This window comes from Sutterella wadsworthensis (assembly GCF_003315195.1).
GTDB classification, from domain to species: Bacteria; Pseudomonadota; Gammaproteobacteria; order Burkholderiales; family Burkholderiaceae_F; genus Sutterella; species Sutterella wadsworthensis.
The window spans coordinates 45,981-62,943 of the sequence record NZ_QNRV01000012.1; the positions used below are offsets into that span (position 1 = coordinate 45,981).

11 protein-coding genes are annotated in these 16,963 nt (G+C 56.5%); 5 read left to right on the forward strand and 6 right to left on the reverse strand.

Going from position 1 to position 16,963, the window contains the following annotated elements; translation table 11 throughout:
- Positions 1-34: 34 nt before the first annotated feature.
- Positions 35-1,153, reverse strand: a complete 1,119-nt coding sequence (gene dinB / locus DES29_RS06515) for a DNA polymerase IV (protein ID WP_021994942.1) — start codon at positions 1,151-1,153, stop codon at positions 35-37.
- Positions 1,154-1,582: 429 nt separating this feature from the next.
- Here dinB and DES29_RS06520 point away from each other — a divergent pair, with 429 nt between their 5' ends.
- The 5 genes from DES29_RS06520 to nth all read left to right on the forward strand — a co-directional run bounded on the left by DES29_RS06520 (position 1,583) and on the right by nth (position 5,711).
- Positions 1,583-2,650, forward strand: coding sequence for an ABC transporter substrate-binding protein (locus DES29_RS06520; RefSeq protein ID WP_113854633.1), 1,068 nt, complete (start codon positions 1,583-1,585; stop codon positions 2,648-2,650).
- A 286-nt stretch (positions 2,651-2,936) separates the two neighbouring features.
- The gene (fdxA, locus tag DES29_RS06525; RefSeq protein WP_005430667.1) at positions 2,937-3,269 is read left to right on the forward strand and encodes a ferredoxin FdxA; all 333 of its coding nucleotides are present in this window, start codon (positions 2,937-2,939) and stop codon (positions 3,267-3,269) included.
- 219 nt (positions 3,270-3,488) lie between these two features.
- Entirely contained in the window at positions 3,489-4,238 is a 750-nt protein-coding gene (locus DES29_RS06530) for a ferredoxin--NADP reductase (RefSeq protein ID WP_016473935.1), read from the forward strand.
- A gap of 16 nt (positions 4,239-4,254) precedes the next feature.
- Positions 4,255-4,896, forward strand: coding sequence for an RnfABCDGE type electron transport complex subunit B (locus tag DES29_RS06535; protein ID WP_016473934.1), 642 nt, complete (start codon positions 4,255-4,257; stop codon positions 4,894-4,896).
- 62 nt (positions 4,897-4,958) lie between these two features.
- Positions 4,959-5,711 (forward strand): endonuclease III, encoded by a 753-nt coding sequence (gene nth, locus DES29_RS06540; protein ID WP_021994939.1) that lies wholly within the window; start codon positions 4,959-4,961, stop codon positions 5,709-5,711.
- A 115-nt stretch (positions 5,712-5,826) separates the two neighbouring features.
- Here the strand turns inward: nth and DES29_RS06545 are convergent, their stop codons facing one another.
- The 5 genes from DES29_RS06545 to DES29_RS06565 all read right to left on the reverse strand — a co-directional run bounded on the left by DES29_RS06545 (position 5,827) and on the right by DES29_RS06565 (position 16,004).
- Entirely contained in the window at positions 5,827-7,644 is a 1,818-nt protein-coding gene (locus DES29_RS06545) for a flavocytochrome c (RefSeq protein WP_016473932.1), read from the reverse strand.
- 226 nt (positions 7,645-7,870) lie between these two features.
- On the reverse strand, positions 7,871-9,229 hold the full coding sequence (locus DES29_RS06550) for an SH3 domain-containing C40 family peptidase (RefSeq protein WP_021994938.1): 1,359 nt from the start codon (positions 9,227-9,229) through the stop codon (positions 7,871-7,873).
- Positions 9,230-9,296: 67 nt separating this feature from the next.
- Positions 9,297-11,192 (reverse strand): HAMP domain-containing protein, encoded by a 1,896-nt coding sequence (locus tag DES29_RS06555; protein ID WP_021994937.1) that lies wholly within the window; start codon positions 11,190-11,192, stop codon positions 9,297-9,299.
- A gap of 59 nt (positions 11,193-11,251) precedes the next feature.
- Positions 11,252-13,960: a DNA topoisomerase IV subunit A gene (parC, locus tag DES29_RS06560; RefSeq protein WP_021994936.1), complete on the reverse strand. Its 2,709-nt coding sequence runs from the start codon at positions 13,958-13,960 to the stop codon at positions 11,252-11,254.
- A gap of 76 nt (positions 13,961-14,036) precedes the next feature.
- The gene (locus tag DES29_RS06565) at positions 14,037-16,004 is read right to left on the reverse strand and encodes a DNA topoisomerase IV subunit B (protein WP_113854638.1); all 1,968 of its coding nucleotides are present in this window, start codon (positions 16,002-16,004) and stop codon (positions 14,037-14,039) included.
- Positions 16,005-16,963 lie beyond the last annotated feature (959 nt).

Here is a 16,963-nt window from a genome sequence, read left to right on the forward strand (position 1 = left end):
CTTTCCCCATATCCGAGGCGTGAGTAAACACTGCTCACGCCTCATTTTTTTCGAGTTCGGCAAAGAGCGTTTCTTCACGAGCGGCAGCTGCAGAACCGCCATCACCGCTCACCGAGAGCCCCAGCAGACGGACGCCCGCCGCCGGCACCTCAATGGCACGAAGGAGCTCCAGACCCGCGGCGGCAAGACGTTCAGCGCCGACAAACGGCATCAAATCCGTGCGGCTCTTCGTTTTCGTAGTGAAGTCAGCAAAGCGGATCTTAAGGGTAAGCGTTCGACCGATAAAGCCATTTTTATTTCTGCGCTTTTCAAGTTCGACCGCAATATCGCAGAGTGCCGCTGCAAGACGCTCGGGGTGCTTCAGGTCATCGACAAAAGTTTCTTCGCAGCCCACACTTTTACGTTCTCTAAAAGGCCTCACTGGCCGCAAATCAATGCCGCGGGCAAACTTATAGAAGATGGATCCGACAGCGCCAAACTGGTCAGTCAGGCGGCGAAAGGAGAGCTGCCGCAGCTCCCAGCCATTCGTTACGCCGATTCCGCGAAAGCGCTTGGCCGTTGCCGGTCCTACGCCCCAGAAGGCTTCAATCGGCAGGGCATCAATGAAGCTTTGCGCCCGATCGGGATGAATCGTGCAGAGCCCGTCAGGTTTACGCCAGTCTGAAGCAATTTTGGCGAGGAACTTGTTGTAGGAAACGCCTGCACTCGCCGTCAGGCTGGTTTCCCGCAGAATGTCCGCTTTGATGCGGCGAGCGACTTCCGTGCCGGTTTCGATGCCAAGTTTGTTGTCCGTGACGTCGAGGTACGCCTCATCGATTGAAATGGGCTCCACAAGATCCGTATAACGGTGAAAAATGGCCCGAATCTCTGCCGAAACCTCGCGGTAGCGGCTCATGCGGCCCTCTACGAAAATGAGGTGTGGACAGAGCATTTTGGCCTTTGAGCTCGGCATGGCACTGTGTACGCCGTAGGGTCTTGCCTCGTAGCTCGCCGTTGCCACGACCCCGCGGCGGTCAGCATGCCCCACTGCGATGGGTTTGCCGCGAAGCTCCGGCCGATCACGCTGCTCCACTGACGCGTAAAACGCATCCATGTCCACATGAACGATGCGGCGCGAAAGGTCGTTTTGAAAAAGCGGGTCGGCGGTGTGCATACAAAAAAGATTCCGGCATTCTTAATGATTTTATAGACCCCATATTCACCGAAGCGAATGCTCAGCCGTACAACTTCCGTCAGCTGCTGTAAGACAAATGTCTAAGCAGTTTTTTTAAATGGCCTGATAGAGTGAATATTGCTATGAATATTTCCGTCCTCTGCGCCCTGGTCGTTTTACACGATATGCGCGCCTTCACCTCCTCCTATTACGCGTATCCGCAGCGGCGGATGCGCTCGTGAGGTCGTGGACAGAAAAACCAGACATCAATCGAAGAGATCCGCCGCGGACCAAGTTCCTCGAGCGGATTTTTTTATGGTCTGCCGCTGCTCTTCTAAAGCATCTTCTGCAGCCTGAAGCACCCTCTCGAACGACTTGAACCGCCCTTTCTTTCAACTCAGTTATTTCGTTCAAGTTAGGAGCTTCACAATGACTTCACTCCATCCCGCCCAGCATCTCACCTTCTCACGCCGGTCTGCGGCAGCTCTTGCCGCTGCAGTGCTCTTTCTGGCCGGCTGCGGTGAGGAAGCGAAAACCACCGCTGCCGATGCCGCAGCAGCGTCAAAAACAACTCCCGCTCAGCAGGCACCCATTCCCGTCGGTGTTGTGCAGCTCGTTGAACATGAAGCGCTTGACGCTACAGTCAAAGGCTTCATTGATGAACTTGCCGCCCGCGGCTTTAAAGACGGCGAAAACATCCGCATTGATCACCAAAATGCGCAGGGTGATCAGGCGACCTTGGCCAATATCGGCACCCGTTTTGTTTCCAATAAATCCCAGCTGATCTTTGCCTCATCGACGCCTGCTGTGCAGGCCATGACTCGAGCAACCAAGACGATTCCTGTCGTTGCCACTGCCGTCACGAGTTTTGAAGCCGCCAAAGTCGTGAAATCCGATGCTGCGCCGGGCGGCAATGTTACCGGCGTCTCGAACCTCTCACCCATTACTGCTCAGCTCGATCTTCTCGTTGAAATCGCTGCGCTCACGCCCAACACTGCCAAAACCAAACCGATCGGCGTCGTCTTCAATCCGAGTGAAGTGAATGCTCAGTTCCAAGTTGACCGCTTCAAGGCTGCGGCAGAGAAACTCGGCATCGAGGTTCTGACAGCTTCGGCTTCCTCTGTCAATGATGTGCCTCAGGCACTCAATTCCCTCAAGGGCAAGATCTGCGGCTTTTGGTTCCCCACCGACAATGTCATTGCTTCAGCCGCAGCCACGGTCGCTAAGGTTGCCGCCGAAGCCAAGCTTCCGGTCGTAGCGAGCGACTCCGCACTTGTTCGCGCGGGTTCTCTGGCTTCTATTTCAGTCGACTACTACGAGCTCGGCCGCATGACCGGAGCCATGGGAGCCGACATTCTGGAAGGCAAGAAAACGCCGGGAGAAATTCCAGTCGGTTTCCAGACTGCACAAAAGCCCTTCATTAATCTGAAGGTTGCTCAATCGATTGGATTAGAGCTTCCGCAGGCCCTCCTTGAACGATCCAACGTTCAAAAATAAGGACTTTCCGGCTTCGTCCTAAAGCGGTTCGCGCATATTTACAGCCTTAACCCCGCCGCTCCAACCATTGAAAACTGCCCGCCGCTCCTTGCCGCCGACGTGCGGCGGGCAGCCTTTCTCCAATCTGCGCTTGTCAACAAACGGCTGACCAGTAGACACAATGTCAGTCACTAGGCATTCGCACAGCAAGAAAAAAAAGGATAGAATTCACGGCTTCAATCAGTCCGGCCCTGTGCTTCATGCGCTCTCAGGCCGGTTTTTGTTCTGAACTGGAGCCTCTTTCATCATGCCTCATGTTGTCTGCGAAGCCTGCATCGGCTGCAAGCGTACCGACTGCGTGGACGTCTGCCCGGTGGACTGCTTCCGGGAAGGTCCGAATTTCCTTGTGATCGATCCCGATGAGTGCATCGACTGTGCCGTCTGCATTCCGGAATGCCCGGAAGCCGCGATTTACGCAGAGGAAGACGTGCCTGAGGATCAGAAGGAATTCATCGAACTCAATGCCGAGCTCGCCCGTGAATGGCCCTCGATCACTCACCGCAAGCCCTACGCCGACGATGCTGACGAATGGCGCGGCGTCCCCAATAAAATTAAGTTCCTTAAAAAAACCTGGGACTAAGCCGTTCGTATAGCCCGCCCAAGCGCGGGCTTTTTCTTGCTTAAAATCTCCGCATCTTGAATTTTTGTCCGGTGCGGACTTCGGCAGCCCGTCAAGAATGTTTCTGTCCCTATTTGGAAAACATCTTCAAGTTCTTGACGAAAGCGTGAACCCCTTTGTGCGAAACGCACATTCGCGGCTGCCGTCGATCCCCATGCCCGGACCAAAGGCTTTTCCAATATGCAGACCATCAAGCTTCTGAGCCGCCGCAAGGCAGCTCCCACGCTCTTTGTCCTTGAATTTGAACGTCCCGCTGACTACAGTTTCCGCGCCGGGCAGTTCGCCCGTCTCGGAATGGAACTTGAACCCGGCGCAGCGCCGGTTATCCGCGGTTATTCCATTGCCTCTGCGCCGGAAGCTCCGACACTCGAATTTTTCATTACTGCCGTTAAAGACGGCAAACTCTCCCCGAAAATCACCGCACTCGAACCCGGACAGTCCGTCCTGCTGGACGGCCCCGCCGAAGGCAGCCTGACGCCGGACCGCATTCCGGGCGGCAGCACTCTGTGGCTCCTCGCCACGGGATCGGGCCTCTCGCCATTTGCCTCGATGCTTCGCTCGGAAGCCTTCTGGGCCGCCTGGAAAGATGTGGTGCTGGTGCTTTCTGTGCGCCAAATTGAAGAGGCAGTCCTCGCCCGAGAACTCGTCGCCGCTCTGCCGCTTGAGCGCCGTCCCAAACTCATCGTGACAACGACCCGCGAGACGGATCCTGCTCGATTTGGCGACCTCACTGGGCGCATTCCAACCCTCATCGCTTCGGGCGCACTGGAAGCGGCTGCTGAACGCCAAATTACTCCCGAAGAGAGCCGCGTTCTCCTCTGCGGCAATCCGGATTTCATCGCCGCCGCTCGAGCTGAACTCAAGCTCCGCGGGCTCGTATCCCCGCGCTTTGGCAAACCCGGCCAGCTTGTCGTTGAAAATTTTTGGTAATCCGTTCTTCAAAACCATGACGCTTCCTCCTCTGAGACCCTCGGCACAGGCCATTGACGATCTGCTGCCGCAGACCGAATGCCGTCAATGCGGCTTCGACGGCTGCGCCGCCTATGCGCAGGCCGTTGCTGACGGATTGGCTCCCATCAACCGCTGCGCCCCGGGCGGCGCACGCGGCATTGCGGAGCTCGCCAAAGCAACGGGCTTGCCCTTCGTCGCCCTCGACCCTGAATACGGCACGGAGATGCCGTTTGCCCGCGCGCAGATTCGTGCCGAAGAATGCATCGGCTGCTCCTGGTGCGTCCGTGCCTGCCCAACCGATGCCATCGGCGGCTCGCCTAAACACCTGCACGCCGTTCTGGAAGCTCGCTGCACGGGCTGCAGTCTCTGCGCTCCGGCCTGCCCCATGGACTGCATTGACTTCGTTGAAGTCGGCCGCGAATGGACGCGGGAGGATGCCCGCAAAGCAAAACGTCATCACGAGGAAGCCTGGTCGCGGCGCATCCGTCAGGCAGCCTTGGAGGACGCCCGTCTTGCACGCCGACGCGAAGCAGCGTCTAACGTACCGGCAGAGGCCGCTGCTGCCGCTGCGGCCGCCGCCAAGAAAAACTTCATGGCGGACATTCTGGCGCAGGCTCGTGCACGTTCCCGCCAATAAAATGATTTGTGACGGCTCCGAACGCTGAATCTTCGGAGCTGCAGCAAGGAGACCGACCCATTATGTTCTCCGCAAAAAACCGAGAACCCTTCATGGCGGCACTGGCCGCCTTGAACCCCAATCCCAAAAGCGAACTCAACTATTCAACGCCCTTTGAGCTGCTCGTTGCCGTGATGCTTTCTGCGCAGGCAACGGACAAAGGCGTGAATCTTGCAACCGCAAAACTCTTTCCGGTCGCCAACACGCCGCAGAAAATCCTCGATTTGGGGTTGGATGGTCTCATCCCCTACGTTCAGACGATTAATCTTTACCGCACCAAGGCACAGCACCTCATTGAGGCCTGCCGCATCCTGATCGATCGGTTTCACGGTGAAGTACCCCGCACCCGCGATGAGCTCGTCAGTCTTCCCGGCGTCGGCCGCAAGACGGCCAATGTTGTCATGAACGTCGCTTTCGGCGAGCCGGCCATTGCTGTGGACACCCACATCTTCCGCGTCTGCAACCGCACGGGCTTTGCGCCGGGGAAGACCCCCGCGGAAGTGGAAGAAAAACTGCTCAAAGTAGTGCCTAAAGACTATCTGCTCAATGCCCACCACTGGCTTTTGCTTTTTGGGCGCTATATCTGCAAAGCGCGGAATCCGGAATGTATCCGCTGTCCGGTAGCTGAGTACTGCAGCGCGCCGGAAAAGACTGAAGCGCTCGCCAAAGCTGCTGAAGAAGCGGCGGATTTAAAACCCGGATCCCCCGCCAAAAAGCTGAGAGCGAAAAAAAAGCCAACGCTCCCCGAGGCCAAATCCAACGATCGTTCGGTTTAAAGCTGCTGACTGCATGCTGTGAAATTTGGGCCGCAGCGATTACTCGCTGCAGCCCAATGGATGGATCACATTGCCGAGAGCCTTCGCAAAAAAGCTGCGGCAAAACGATCTGCAGTTACTTCAGCGTCGCCGCGTTCGTACCTGCCGTACGGCCAAAGACCATCACGTCGGCAATGGCATTGCCGCCCAAGCGGTTCGAGCCATGAATGCCGCCCGTGACCTCACCGGCGGCGTAGAGACCCGGAATCACCTTGCCGTCAACGCCGATAACCTGCGCCTTGGTGTTGATTTCCAAGCCGCCCATCGTGTGATGCACCGTCGGAACTTTGCGGCAGGCATACCACGGGCCGCCCGTCAAAGTCTTGTCGTCCTTGTTATTGGCTACGAAGCCGAGCGGATCCTTAGCCTTGCCTTCCACGACGGCGTTGTAGCCCGCAACGCTCGCCTCGAGCTTCTTGGGATCCATGCCGGTCTTCTTGGCAAGTTCGTCGAGCGTCGGTGCAGCAACAACGGATCCCAGCGCAAGCATGTTGCGGATGGTGGCGCCGTTGGCATCTACCCAGTCTTCGCTCGGATAACGCTCATGGTTCACGACAATCCAATACGTTCCCTTGGGCTGCGCAAAGATGGCCTTGGCGAGCACATCGCGTGCGGCGCCTTCGTTCACGAAGCGGCTGCCTTCAAGATTGACGAAAATACGATTGCGCCCGGAGGTGCGGATGTTTTCCATCAGGCCCGTGCCCGGCGTGCCGCAGGGGTGGATCTGAATATCATCCAATCCAATCAGTGCAGCCCCAACTTTCTTGCCCATCACGAGACCGTCGCCCTGAGCCGCTTTGGCCAAGTTCGTGCAACCGATGGATTTATCGAGCTTCACGTCCTTCCATACGCCCGTATTAAATTCCTGACGCATCTTGATATTGGCGCCAAAGCCGCCGGTAGCGATCACGACTGCACCGGCATCCACGGTAATCTTGCGGCCGAAGTTCTCAGCCATCACACCCTTGATCCGGCCGTCAGCCTTGATGAGATCGGTCACCTTGGTGTCCGTCATCACTTTGATGGCGCCGTTGGTTTCACCGATCACCTGCTCAAACGTGCGAATGTAGGTGTTGCCAGAAGGAGTGGCCGGATAGTGGCTGCGCTGCCAAAGAGCGCCCGTGGCCGTACCGATCTCATCCTTAAACTTGACGCCGAGGTCTTCGAGCCAATCGACCGAATTCATGGAGTTTTCGGTGAGGTAATGCACCAATGCGGGTGTGCCCTTGTTGTGGCCGCCCTTGATCGTTTGGTCATAGAACTTAGCAACGCTGTCCTCAATGCCCTGACGGCCCTGACGAACCGGGTCAACCGCGTTAAGCGCACCTTCGCTCACATTGGTCGAGCCGCCCACAAAACCCAGTTTCTCAAGGACGAGAACGTGCTTGGCACCGGCCTGATAGGCCGAGATGGCTGCCGCAAGACCGGCTCCGCCGCCGCCCACGACGACCACATCAGCCTGATACTTGGCTTCAACGGCCGGATGCTGCTCAACATGCTTCGTGAGCGCCGTCATATCGCCGCCCGCCTGCTTCAGGCAGTCCTTGACGCCCTGCATCAGCGCAAAGCTCGAAATCGTAGCGCCTGTCACGGCATCCACGCCCACCGACTGATGATCGAGAATTTTCTTGCTCACAATGTCGAGCGCAACTCGGCCGACGCCGATCGTCTCAAGATTCTTGGAGTAGTCGATCTTTTCGATGCGGTTCTTCCCGACGGTCACCTGCACGGTGAGCGGCGCATTGTGGCCGTTGACCTGTGCAGTATAAGTGCCGGGTTTGAAGGTGCTCGGCGCGGTCTGAGCCGCTTCGCTCGCTGACGCCATTCCGGAAACACCCATCAATGCCGCGGCAGCGGCAAACGCCACCGCTTTTAATTGCATGCTTTTACGCATTATTCCTCCCTTCTCTGTGATCCATCGACGGCGCAGGAGGCGCCGTTCTTTTCATCCGCAGACCACAGAAGCGTGAGCATCGGCGCTGCCGATACTCAACTTTTGCGAGGCTAAGCAGAACCCTTCGTACTCAACAGAGGGATTAACGCTTAGGGTGAAATTTGTACTACTTGAAAACAAAAATGCTTACAAGCATCATATACATATCACGACAATATTGTTCGCGTCAGCGCAGCTGACAGCGCTTCAGTTCAGCGGGCGGCGTCTGAAAAAAAGGATGCGAACGGGAGGAAAGCAGACAAGGATTCTGAAGCTCCTGAGGCTTTAAGCGAACGGCCCAAAGAAACGCTCCGAGCGTTTTAGTTTTCTTTGCGTTTTGGCGGAGATCACTCAGCTTCAGTACCGCAACGCGATCGGTCTGAGGATCCACGGCCGCAAACCGCCCTTCTCCGAGCCAAATGCCGGTGGACTGCGGTTCATCGTGCTCACCAAAGAACACCAGATCTCCGGCTTTGAGCTCCGCGCCGTCTCGCTCGCCCGAGAGCGGTGCGCCCAAACGTGCCAGGCGATCGATGTCGGCAGGAGCCAGGAGGTCATGCATGCGAAGCACCACGACGGGAAGCGGCGCGCCTAAGACTTCGGCTTTGCTGCCGACCAATCCTTCGGCTGAAGCCGCAAGCGCCTTGAGATAGGCCGATGGGCTGCTGCGGCGAAGCTCCTCTTCGCGCTGCTGCCATGCAGAGACATCCTCCAGCGCCGTGCCTGCCGCCTTGGCCTTGCGGCCGTCGGGCAAAAGCACCTCCCAATAATCGGGCTGATGTTCGAGCTGATAGAGCTGAATGCCCGCTCCGGCAAAGACAAGAGCATCACCGTTTTCCGGGCGAAGTTCTGTGTTTGGCCGGCGCATGACTGCGGCAGTCTGACGATTCCAAGACACAAATGCCATGTCATTCTTGAGCGCCAGCCAACTTTCTGAAATCCATCCGAGCCGGCCGTCCAGGCACTGGACCAGTGCCCAGCCCGGGGCCTCTGAAGCGGTCGCCGAAGTCCGCTTCAGGATTCTCACCCGCTCTCCCAAAACGACTGTGCGCACCGTCCGCTCTGTACGGCCTGCCGTTTTCGGATCAAGATCCATGAGTTCGGCGCTGCCAACTTTCACAATACCCCAAGTCATCAAATCCAAAGACTTCGGTTCGGGCACTTGATCCACGGCAGACTCAAACGACAATCCTTGGCGAGCAGCGGCCGCAAAGAACTTAGCGAGCAGCGCGGGTTCTGCTGATATCCCCGCAACAGCAGCCGCTCCGGGAAGCCGGGAAACCGCAGGACCAAACTGAAGCGCCAAAAGATCCACTCGATAGTCGAGCGCTTCGGCGTCCGCAAAATGCTTCCAAAGCGCGGCAGCGCGCTCTTCGGAAGGGGCCTCTCCCGGCGCCGGTACGTTGGCCGCGTAGTCCGCCGAAACGGAAGGCTGAGCAGCCGCGCAGGCTGATTCACTCCCCAAACCGGCAAGTGCCAGCGTCAGCAAAAGCCCGCCCAACATAAAGCGGGAGTCCGCGCTCGATCGGTTTGAAGCAAAAGCCATATTCGTTCTCCAGCGCCTTGAGTCTTCCGTCATTTTCGGATAAAGATTTTGGAAAAACAGCCTTCAATCAGCTGATTTCGCGGGCAGCAGCCGGCAGCAGCAGCGTCACGCGCGTGCCGCCGATCGGACTTGCCCGCTCTACCTTTACTTCCGCACCGATGCGGGCTGCACGCTCGGCCATGATCGAGAGGCCGACATGCTGTCCCTTGCGAGCCTCCACCACGTCGTTGTCGATGCCAACGCCGTCGTCAACGATGCTCACCTTAAGGTCGTCGTTATTTTGGATCGTCACGGTGACACTGGTGGCCTGAGCATGTTTACGCACATTGGAGAGCGCTTCCTGAATGATGAAGATCACCTGAAGCTTCTGGCGAGGCGTGAGCTTGGGGCCGTCGCCCGTTGCCCGCAGACGCGCTGAAACATGAGACTGCCCCTCAAAACGGTCAATCACAGTCTGCACGCCCTGAAGGAAGCCTTCGCTGTGCACGCGTTCACGGAAATTAAGGAGCAGCTCCCGCACATCCTGATAGCACTCCTGCACACCCGTCTGAATGGCCGAAAGCGACTCGTCGCGAAGCGCATCATCTTTATTTTTGATGGCTTCCGAGAGGAACTGCACCTGCAGATTAAGGTACGAGAGCGCCTGCGCAATCGAATCATGCAGCCCCTGGGCCAGAAGCTGACGCTCCTGCACCACCGCAAACTGTCGTTCACGCTCAATTAGGCGCTGATTGTCAATAGCCACGCCCAAATGCGTCGAGAAGCTCTCGAGAAGCTGAATCATCTGCGAGGAAAGTTCCGGCGCATCCCGGAAAAGCAGCATGTAGACGCCGATAGACTCCGAAACACTTCGGACCTTAAAGCAATAGGCCGTTGAGAACCCCGCACGAGCAAGCACGACGGCGAGCGGCCGCTGATCATTTTCAAGCCGCACGCGCACCGGATAATTTTTTTGCAGCACCGTACGGCTGATGGAATCCTCAAAAGCCATTTCCGCGGCTTCATGAATATCGCTCGGCCTCAATCCGCTCGCCGCAGCAATATTGACCGCTCCCTGCTTGGCGTCGACCAATGTCACGAGACACGCATCTGCTTCGGTATAGCGCACGATGCGTTCGACAAACCCCTCCGTCAGCTCCTCCATGCCGCGCTGCTGTGAGAAGAAGGATGTGATTTCATAAAGCTGCGCCAAATGACGATTCTTTTCCTCGACAGAAGCCGTCTTTTCGGCCACTTTCTGCTCAAGGTTGTTGTAGAGGTCTTCCAGTCGATCCGCCATGCGATTGAAGCCCTGAGCAATGCGCCCGATTTCGTCTTCGCTTCGAGGCGTCACGCGCGCCGTCAGATCTCCGCCGGAGAGTCGGTTGATGCCTTCGCCGAGTTCATTGATGGGACGAATCACCCAGCGCCAGAGGAGAAGCATAATCGCAAAGAGACTGCCGATCGCCAGCACAATCAGGAGCATCTGCAGATAGCGAAGCTGCCACAAATACCCGCTTCGCCACTCTTCAATGCGGTGCGCAAGATTCGTTGCTTCATCCAGAAAACTGCTGAGTGCATACTCGTCAACAGGCTTCCCAAGCTCTCTCGCACGCACAAACATGGGTTCGATACTGCCGCGCCAGCGCCCTTCAAGGAGGTCGAGCTTGTCGGCAATATCGGGCTCTCGCGGTAGCAGGAGCGGCTTCCAGCTGTCGCCGCTGCGAACGTTCTTAAAGCCGTCGAGCATCGCCTGAAGTTCTTTGTCGAAATCGAGCCGCGACGAGCCCGTCTGCGAAAAATACGCTGCTCTATAAGCATGAAGGCGCAGTTCGCCCACTGCGTATTTGGCCGATGCGCTTGCCTCAAGTTCCCAGTTAACGAGCATCGTCCAGGCAATCGACCCGGAAACAAAGCTCACCCAAAGAAGCGTGAGAACGAGAAGACGAGCCGAAAGGCTTTTAAAGTACTTCAGGATGAACATGAGGCGCTGCGCCGAGCCCTGCGGCTCGGCGGGAATTGTAGATTGGCACAAACCGCAGATTAGATAAGCGTTGGATCTTCGTCCACCACTTCAAGCGTCAAACCGTCGTCTGTCTTAACGCTGTCGGACGGAGCTCCGCCAGCTGTGTCCGACCCATCCGCGGAATCCGTTGATTCAAGGGACAGCCCCACAATATGTTCGGCCTTCCAAGAGAGCGCAAGCACCTTGCCGCGGCGGGCACGATGGAGCGTTGCGCCGCTCAGGATGCGCTTGGAAATCTGCGCCTCTCGCGCTTTACCGCCTCGGCCGGTGCCAGTAACGATTGCCCCGCGGTCATCAACCAGCGCGACAGATACAAGCGATTCGCCCGTTTCAAGCGTCATGAAGCTCATACCTTTGCCGCCGGAGGCCGTCACGCGCACTTCTTTCAAGGGGAATACCAAGAGTCGATTGGACGACGACAAGCAGGCAATGAGCTGCTCGCCCTGCGCCGCTTTAAGGGGCAGTTCAATCGGCGGCAGAAGCGACTCGCCTTTGCCTAACGTTACGAAATCGCGGCCGGCCTTTAAACGCGTCGACACGTCCGAAGCCTTCAGCACCATGCCCTTGCCGCCGGAAGTCACAATCACCGCAGCGGCATTCGGATCCGCCGAAATCCAGCCTGCCGGCTGAGCGCCTTTAGGCAAATCAACGAAGGCCGAAAGCGGCGAACCATCGCCGCGGCCGCCCGGCAGTGCGGAGACGGCAAGCGTATAGACGCGGCCCGCCTGATCCAAGAACGAAATCTGACTGCTCGAACGGCACTCAATCGTCGCTTCGAGTCCGTCACCCGTCTTAAAGCTCATGAGCGAGCAGTCGTGACCATGACCCGTACGGGCGCGCAGGAAGCCCTTGCGGGAAATGACGACCGTTACGGGTTCATCCGCCGTCTGCACTTCGTGCACCGCCTGTTCGGCCTCTTCAACCACCGTTCGGCGAGGATCGGCAAAACTCTTGGCTGCCGCTTCAATTTCCTTGGCCGTCTGACGCTTCAGTGCGCCGTCACTGCCGAGAATTTTCTCGAGTCCGGCACGTTCTTTGGCTAGCTGCGCGAGCTCTTTCTCAATGGCAATGGCCGCCAAGCGAGCAAGCTGCTTCAAGCGAATTTCAAGGATATCGTCGGCCTGACGGTCCGTGAGGCCAAACTCTTTGATGAGATCGGCCTTCGGATCATCTGCATTGCGAATAATGGCAATCACGCGGTCAATATTGAGGAGCACAAGCGACCGACCTTCCAACACGTGAATGCGGTCGAGCACCTTCTCCAAACGCGCCTCTGAACGCCGGCGAACGACCGCCAGCCGAAATGCGATCCAATCCTGCAGAATTTCGAGCAGGCCTTTTTGCCGGGGCTTGCCGTCCAGTCCCAGCATCACAAGGTTCACCGGCACATTGCTTTCGAGGTCGGTTTCCGAAAGCAGGTAGTTCACGAACTCATCGCGATCGACCTTGCTCGTCTTCGGTTCAAACACAAGGCGCACGTCGACGGACTTGCCCGACTCGTCGCGCACATTGTCGAGCAGCGAAAGCATCGCGCTCTTGGCCTGCTGCTGCTTGGCCGAAAGCGTCTTTTTATCCTTCTTGGGACGCGGATTTGAAATCTGCTCAATGCGGTCCAGAATCGAACGCGCAGAAGCTGCCGGCGGCAGCTCATCAATCACGAGCTGCCACTGACTGCGCGCCAGATCTTCAAAGTGCCAGCGAGCACGAACACGGAGCTTGCCGCGTCCCGAACGGTAGATGGCGCGTATTTCATCCTTAGGCGTAATAATCTGACCGCCGCATGGGAAGTCCGGAGCCGGCATCAGCTCCAGGATTTCGTTTAAATCTGCGTCGGGATTCTCCAAAAGCCGCACGCAGGCCGCAGCGACTTCGCCCAGATTGTGCGGAGGGATCTCGGTTGCCATACCAACAGCAATGCCCGACGAACCGTTCAGCAGCACAAACGGCAGCTTGGCAGGCAGCTCCACCGGTTCCTGAAAATTGCCGTCGTAATTGGGCTGAAAATCTACAGACCCCAGATCCACTTCTTCGAGCAAGAGCTGCGAAATGGGCGTGAGACGGGTTTCCGTATAACGCATCGCCGCTGCCGAGTCGCCGTCGCGGGAACCGAAATTACCTTCCGCCACAAGGAGCGGATAGCGAAGCGAAAAGGTCTGAGCCATGCGCACCAGGGCGTCATACACCGACTGGTCACCGTGCGGATGATATTTGCCGAGCACGTCACCCACAATACGGGCGCTTTTGACGCTTCTGCCCTCAAATTTCAGCCCCATCCGGTACATGTCTATCAGGATGCGGCGCTGGACAGGTTTTTGCCCGTCAGTCACTTCCGGAAGCGCTCGGCTCTTCACCACCGACATGGCGTATTCAAGATAAGCCTGTGAAGCATAGCGGGCAAGCGTGAGCGCCCCGTCCTCTTCGGCCGGACCGACTGTAGCTGCACCGACAGCCATCTCTTCAGTAGCGGCTTCCTCGGGTGATTCCTCAAGAGCATCGTCTGGCGATGGAGCAGCATCATCAGCATCGAGCTCCTCCGTTTCCGGCGGTTCAGAGCCGTTTGGCTCCTTTGCCGCCTCCGGCGTTTCGGGAGCCTCTGCCGCATCGTCGTCCGCAGCCTTTTCCTGAATCGCCTGAGCCCCTTGAGACTGCTTAGACGGATCCAGTTCCGGCACATCAGCATTCAAGTCGCCAAAAAGGGAGTCGTGCTCAAAATCGTCTTTCTTCATGCTTCATACAGACGGGTTCGTCAATGCCGCCCCAGTCTTTCACTTCTTTCGTTTAACCGCTTTTTCGGGACCGTTTTTAAACATCGAGCTCTGCTCGGTCACCATAGGCTTCCATCCAGAGGCGGCGCCCCGTCACCTGACGTTCCCCCATCAAGGTTTGCATGACCGTTCGGGTATCCGCTTCGGAAATACTGCCGAAAGCAACGGGGAGGAGCTTCCGCGTATCGGGAGCCAGCGTTGTCTCCGCGAGCTGCTCAGCTTTCATTTCACCCAAACCCTTAAAGCGTGAAATGGAGAGCTGCTCCTCGGTGAATCCCTCCTTTTTGAGAGACTCCAGCGTGCGCGACAGTTCGCGCTCGTCCAGACAATAGATCTTGCGATCGGGTTTGCGGCCTTTCTTCGGCGCATCAACGCGAAAGAGCGGCGGCATGGCGACATACACGTGACCCAATTCAATAAGCTTCGGAAAGTGCTTCAAGAAGAGCGTCAGAAGGAGCACTTGAATGTGAGAGCCGTCCACGTCCGCGTCGGACAAGATGCAGATCTTTCCATAACGCAGCCCCTTCAAATCCGGATCACCGTCCCGATGATGCGGATCCACCCCGATGGCGAGCGCAATGTCATGAATCGTGTCGGAACGGAAGAGTTCGCCGCCCTCGACTTCCCAGGTATTGAGGATCTTGCCGCGCAGCGGCAGCACAGCCTGAAATTCCTTGTCGCGCCCCTGCTTAGCGGAGCCGCCGGCTGAATCCCCTTCAACGATGAAGAGTTCGTTGCGCGTAATGTCGCTTGACTCACAGTCGGTGAGTTTGCCCGGCAATACCGCCACCGTGCTTGCGCGACGGCGCTCGTATTTCGCAGCCTGACGCTGACGCGCCTGTGCCTGCGAAATGATGTGTTCAACGAGCTTTTTGCCTTCGTCGGCATGGTCATTCAACCAGAATTCAAACTGCGGACGTACGAACCCGCCCACGAGCTTCACTGCATCACGGCTCGTGAGTTTTTCCTTCGTCTGTCCTTGAAACTGGGGATCGAGCGACTTTGTTGAAAGTACAAAATTAACGCGCGAAAAGACGTCTTCGGCGAGAATTTTCACGCCCTTTGGCTGCAGCCCATGGGCATCCATGAAAGCACGGACAGCTTGAAAGAGGCCGTCCTTCAATCCCGCTTCATGCGTGCCGCCCTGCGGCGTCGGAATGAGGTTCACATAGCTCTCGCGCGTGAGCGGTCCTTCAGCCGTCCACACCACCACCCAAGACGCGCCTTCACCCGGCGAAAAGCTGTCGGAATCTTCACCAGCAAAGCCTGAAGCTTCAAACGGCTCAATAAGACTATCGCCCTTGATTTCCGAGAGCAAATATTCCTTTAAGCCTCCCGAATATTTCCAATGCGCTTCCGTTCCGGTCATTTTGTTGACATAGTCCACTTCGCATCCCGGAAGGAGCACCGCCTTCGAGCGCAGAAGACGGACCAATGCCGGTTCAGGAATAACCGGACTGTCAAAATACTTCGGATCGGGCCAGACCGTTACGCGCGTGCCTGTGCGCGACTTCGGGCGGGAGCTTTTCTTGATTTCCAAGGGTTCAGACACGAACCCGTCGCGAAAGCCCATCGTTGCTTCTTGGCCGTCGCGCCAAACAGTCACCACTAAATGCTTGGAAAGCGCGTTGGTTACCGAAACGCCTACACCATGAAGGCCGCCCGCAAACGTGTAGGGGCCGCTTCCATCAGCTTTGGCAAACTTGCCGCCGGCATGCAGACGCGTAAAAACAATCTCCAGCACCGGCGCGTGTTCTTCTGGATGCATGCCGGTAGGAATACCTCGGCCATCATCCTCCACCGTCACTGATCCGTCCGCTGCCACCTCAACAGAGATTCTTTTGCCGTAGCCCGCGAGCACTTCGTCGCTTGCGTTGTCAATCACCTCCTGAATGATATGGAGGGGATTGTCAGTCAGCGTGTACATACCCGGGCGCTGCTTGACAGGTTCTAACCCTTTCAGCACGCGAATAGCCTCTACGCCGTATTCTTCTTTTTTCGCCATCTTCACAAACAAAATGCAGCCGGAGATTCAGAGGAAGGCGCTTGCGCTACTTCCGTCCGATCGAACCAGTACTGAATAAAAGGAGAGTCGAGGTTGATCGAGTTTCACCGGTCAGCCTTCCGCAGTGCTTCCACTTCAGCAGCAAGCAAACTCAAAGAGCCTGCTGCGCAGGAAGCAGCGAGGAGAACCATGCATTGTTTGATCCTCTTCGAGACTCACAGATATATATTCTAGCAATTGCAGTCACCAGGCTAAATAGCAGCGCTATCCGTGCTGACACCCAAAAAAGCCATTTCTTTGCGGCTTATCCCATTCAAAAGACCCAACGCTAACTGAAGGTGTACGCCAATATACCCAAATGCGCTGTCAGCACTAGAGTGATGATGCAGAGCTTGTTGGTTTATCTAACCAGTAAAGCCCGTAAAAAGATGATCGTGCCTCATACTGCCGGCTACAGACCGCTATGCCCGCAATGTGAGTATCAAAAGTTCTGTTCAGATCAAGTTCACAAAGTAAACAATCATTTCACATAATAATTAAATAAAAAACTTCGTTTCTTTGATCTGATTAAAAACGGAATTTTATCAAAACAAACAGATATCTATTGCCAAATAGTGGCTGAATTAAAACAGAAATCATAACGCCACGAGCTATTGCTTTGAAACGGATCCTCAACGAGCACCAAGTTCATATTCTTGCAATTACCGTCAAGCGCCAAACTGTCAAGGGTTTCGTGAAAATGGTCATAGACACCGCTTCGTATGAAATCCTGACGCCAAAATACTGAAACGCTTATTGCCGGGACAAGCGGGAAGAAAAATGTTTCGGAATGACGACAGCGTTAGTGCTGCGCCGTACAAACATTAAAATGCTATCCACCTTACTTGCAGAAGGATCTCTGAGATTAGTGAAACCTAATTCAGGGAAAACACCACTCAATCGGTGTGACACAATCTTCG

Coding starts and splice junctions, on each gene's coding strand:
- dinB (WP_021994942.1), bottom strand. CDS start 1,153: ATGCACACCGCCGACCCGCTTTTTCAAAACGACCTTTCGCGCCGCATC.
- DES29_RS06520 (WP_113854633.1), top strand. CDS start 1,583: ATGACTTCACTCCATCCCGCCCAGCATCTCACCTTCTCACGCCGGTCT.
- fdxA (WP_005430667.1), top strand. CDS start 2,937: ATGCCTCATGTTGTCTGCGAAGCCTGCATCGGCTGCAAGCGTACCGAC.
- DES29_RS06530 (WP_016473935.1), top strand. CDS start 3,489: ATGCAGACCATCAAGCTTCTGAGCCGCCGCAAGGCAGCTCCCACGCTC.
- DES29_RS06535 (WP_016473934.1), top strand. CDS start 4,255: ATGACGCTTCCTCCTCTGAGACCCTCGGCACAGGCCATTGACGATCTG.
- nth (WP_021994939.1), top strand. CDS start 4,959: ATGTTCTCCGCAAAAAACCGAGAACCCTTCATGGCGGCACTGGCCGCC.
- DES29_RS06545 (WP_016473932.1), bottom strand. CDS start 7,644: ATGCGTAAAAGCATGCAATTAAAAGCGGTGGCGTTTGCCGCTGCCGCG.
- DES29_RS06550 (WP_021994938.1), bottom strand. CDS start 9,229: ATGGCTTTTGCTTCAAACCGATCGAGCGCGGACTCCCGCTTTATGTTG.
- DES29_RS06555 (WP_021994937.1), bottom strand. CDS start 11,192: ATGTTCATCCTGAAGTACTTTAAAAGCCTTTCGGCTCGTCTTCTCGTT.
- parC (WP_021994936.1), bottom strand. CDS start 13,960: ATGAAGAAAGACGATTTTGAGCACGACTCCCTTTTTGGCGACTTGAAT.
- DES29_RS06565 (WP_113854638.1), bottom strand. CDS start 16,004: ATGGCGAAAAAAGAAGAATACGGCGTAGAGGCTATTCGCGTGCTGAAA.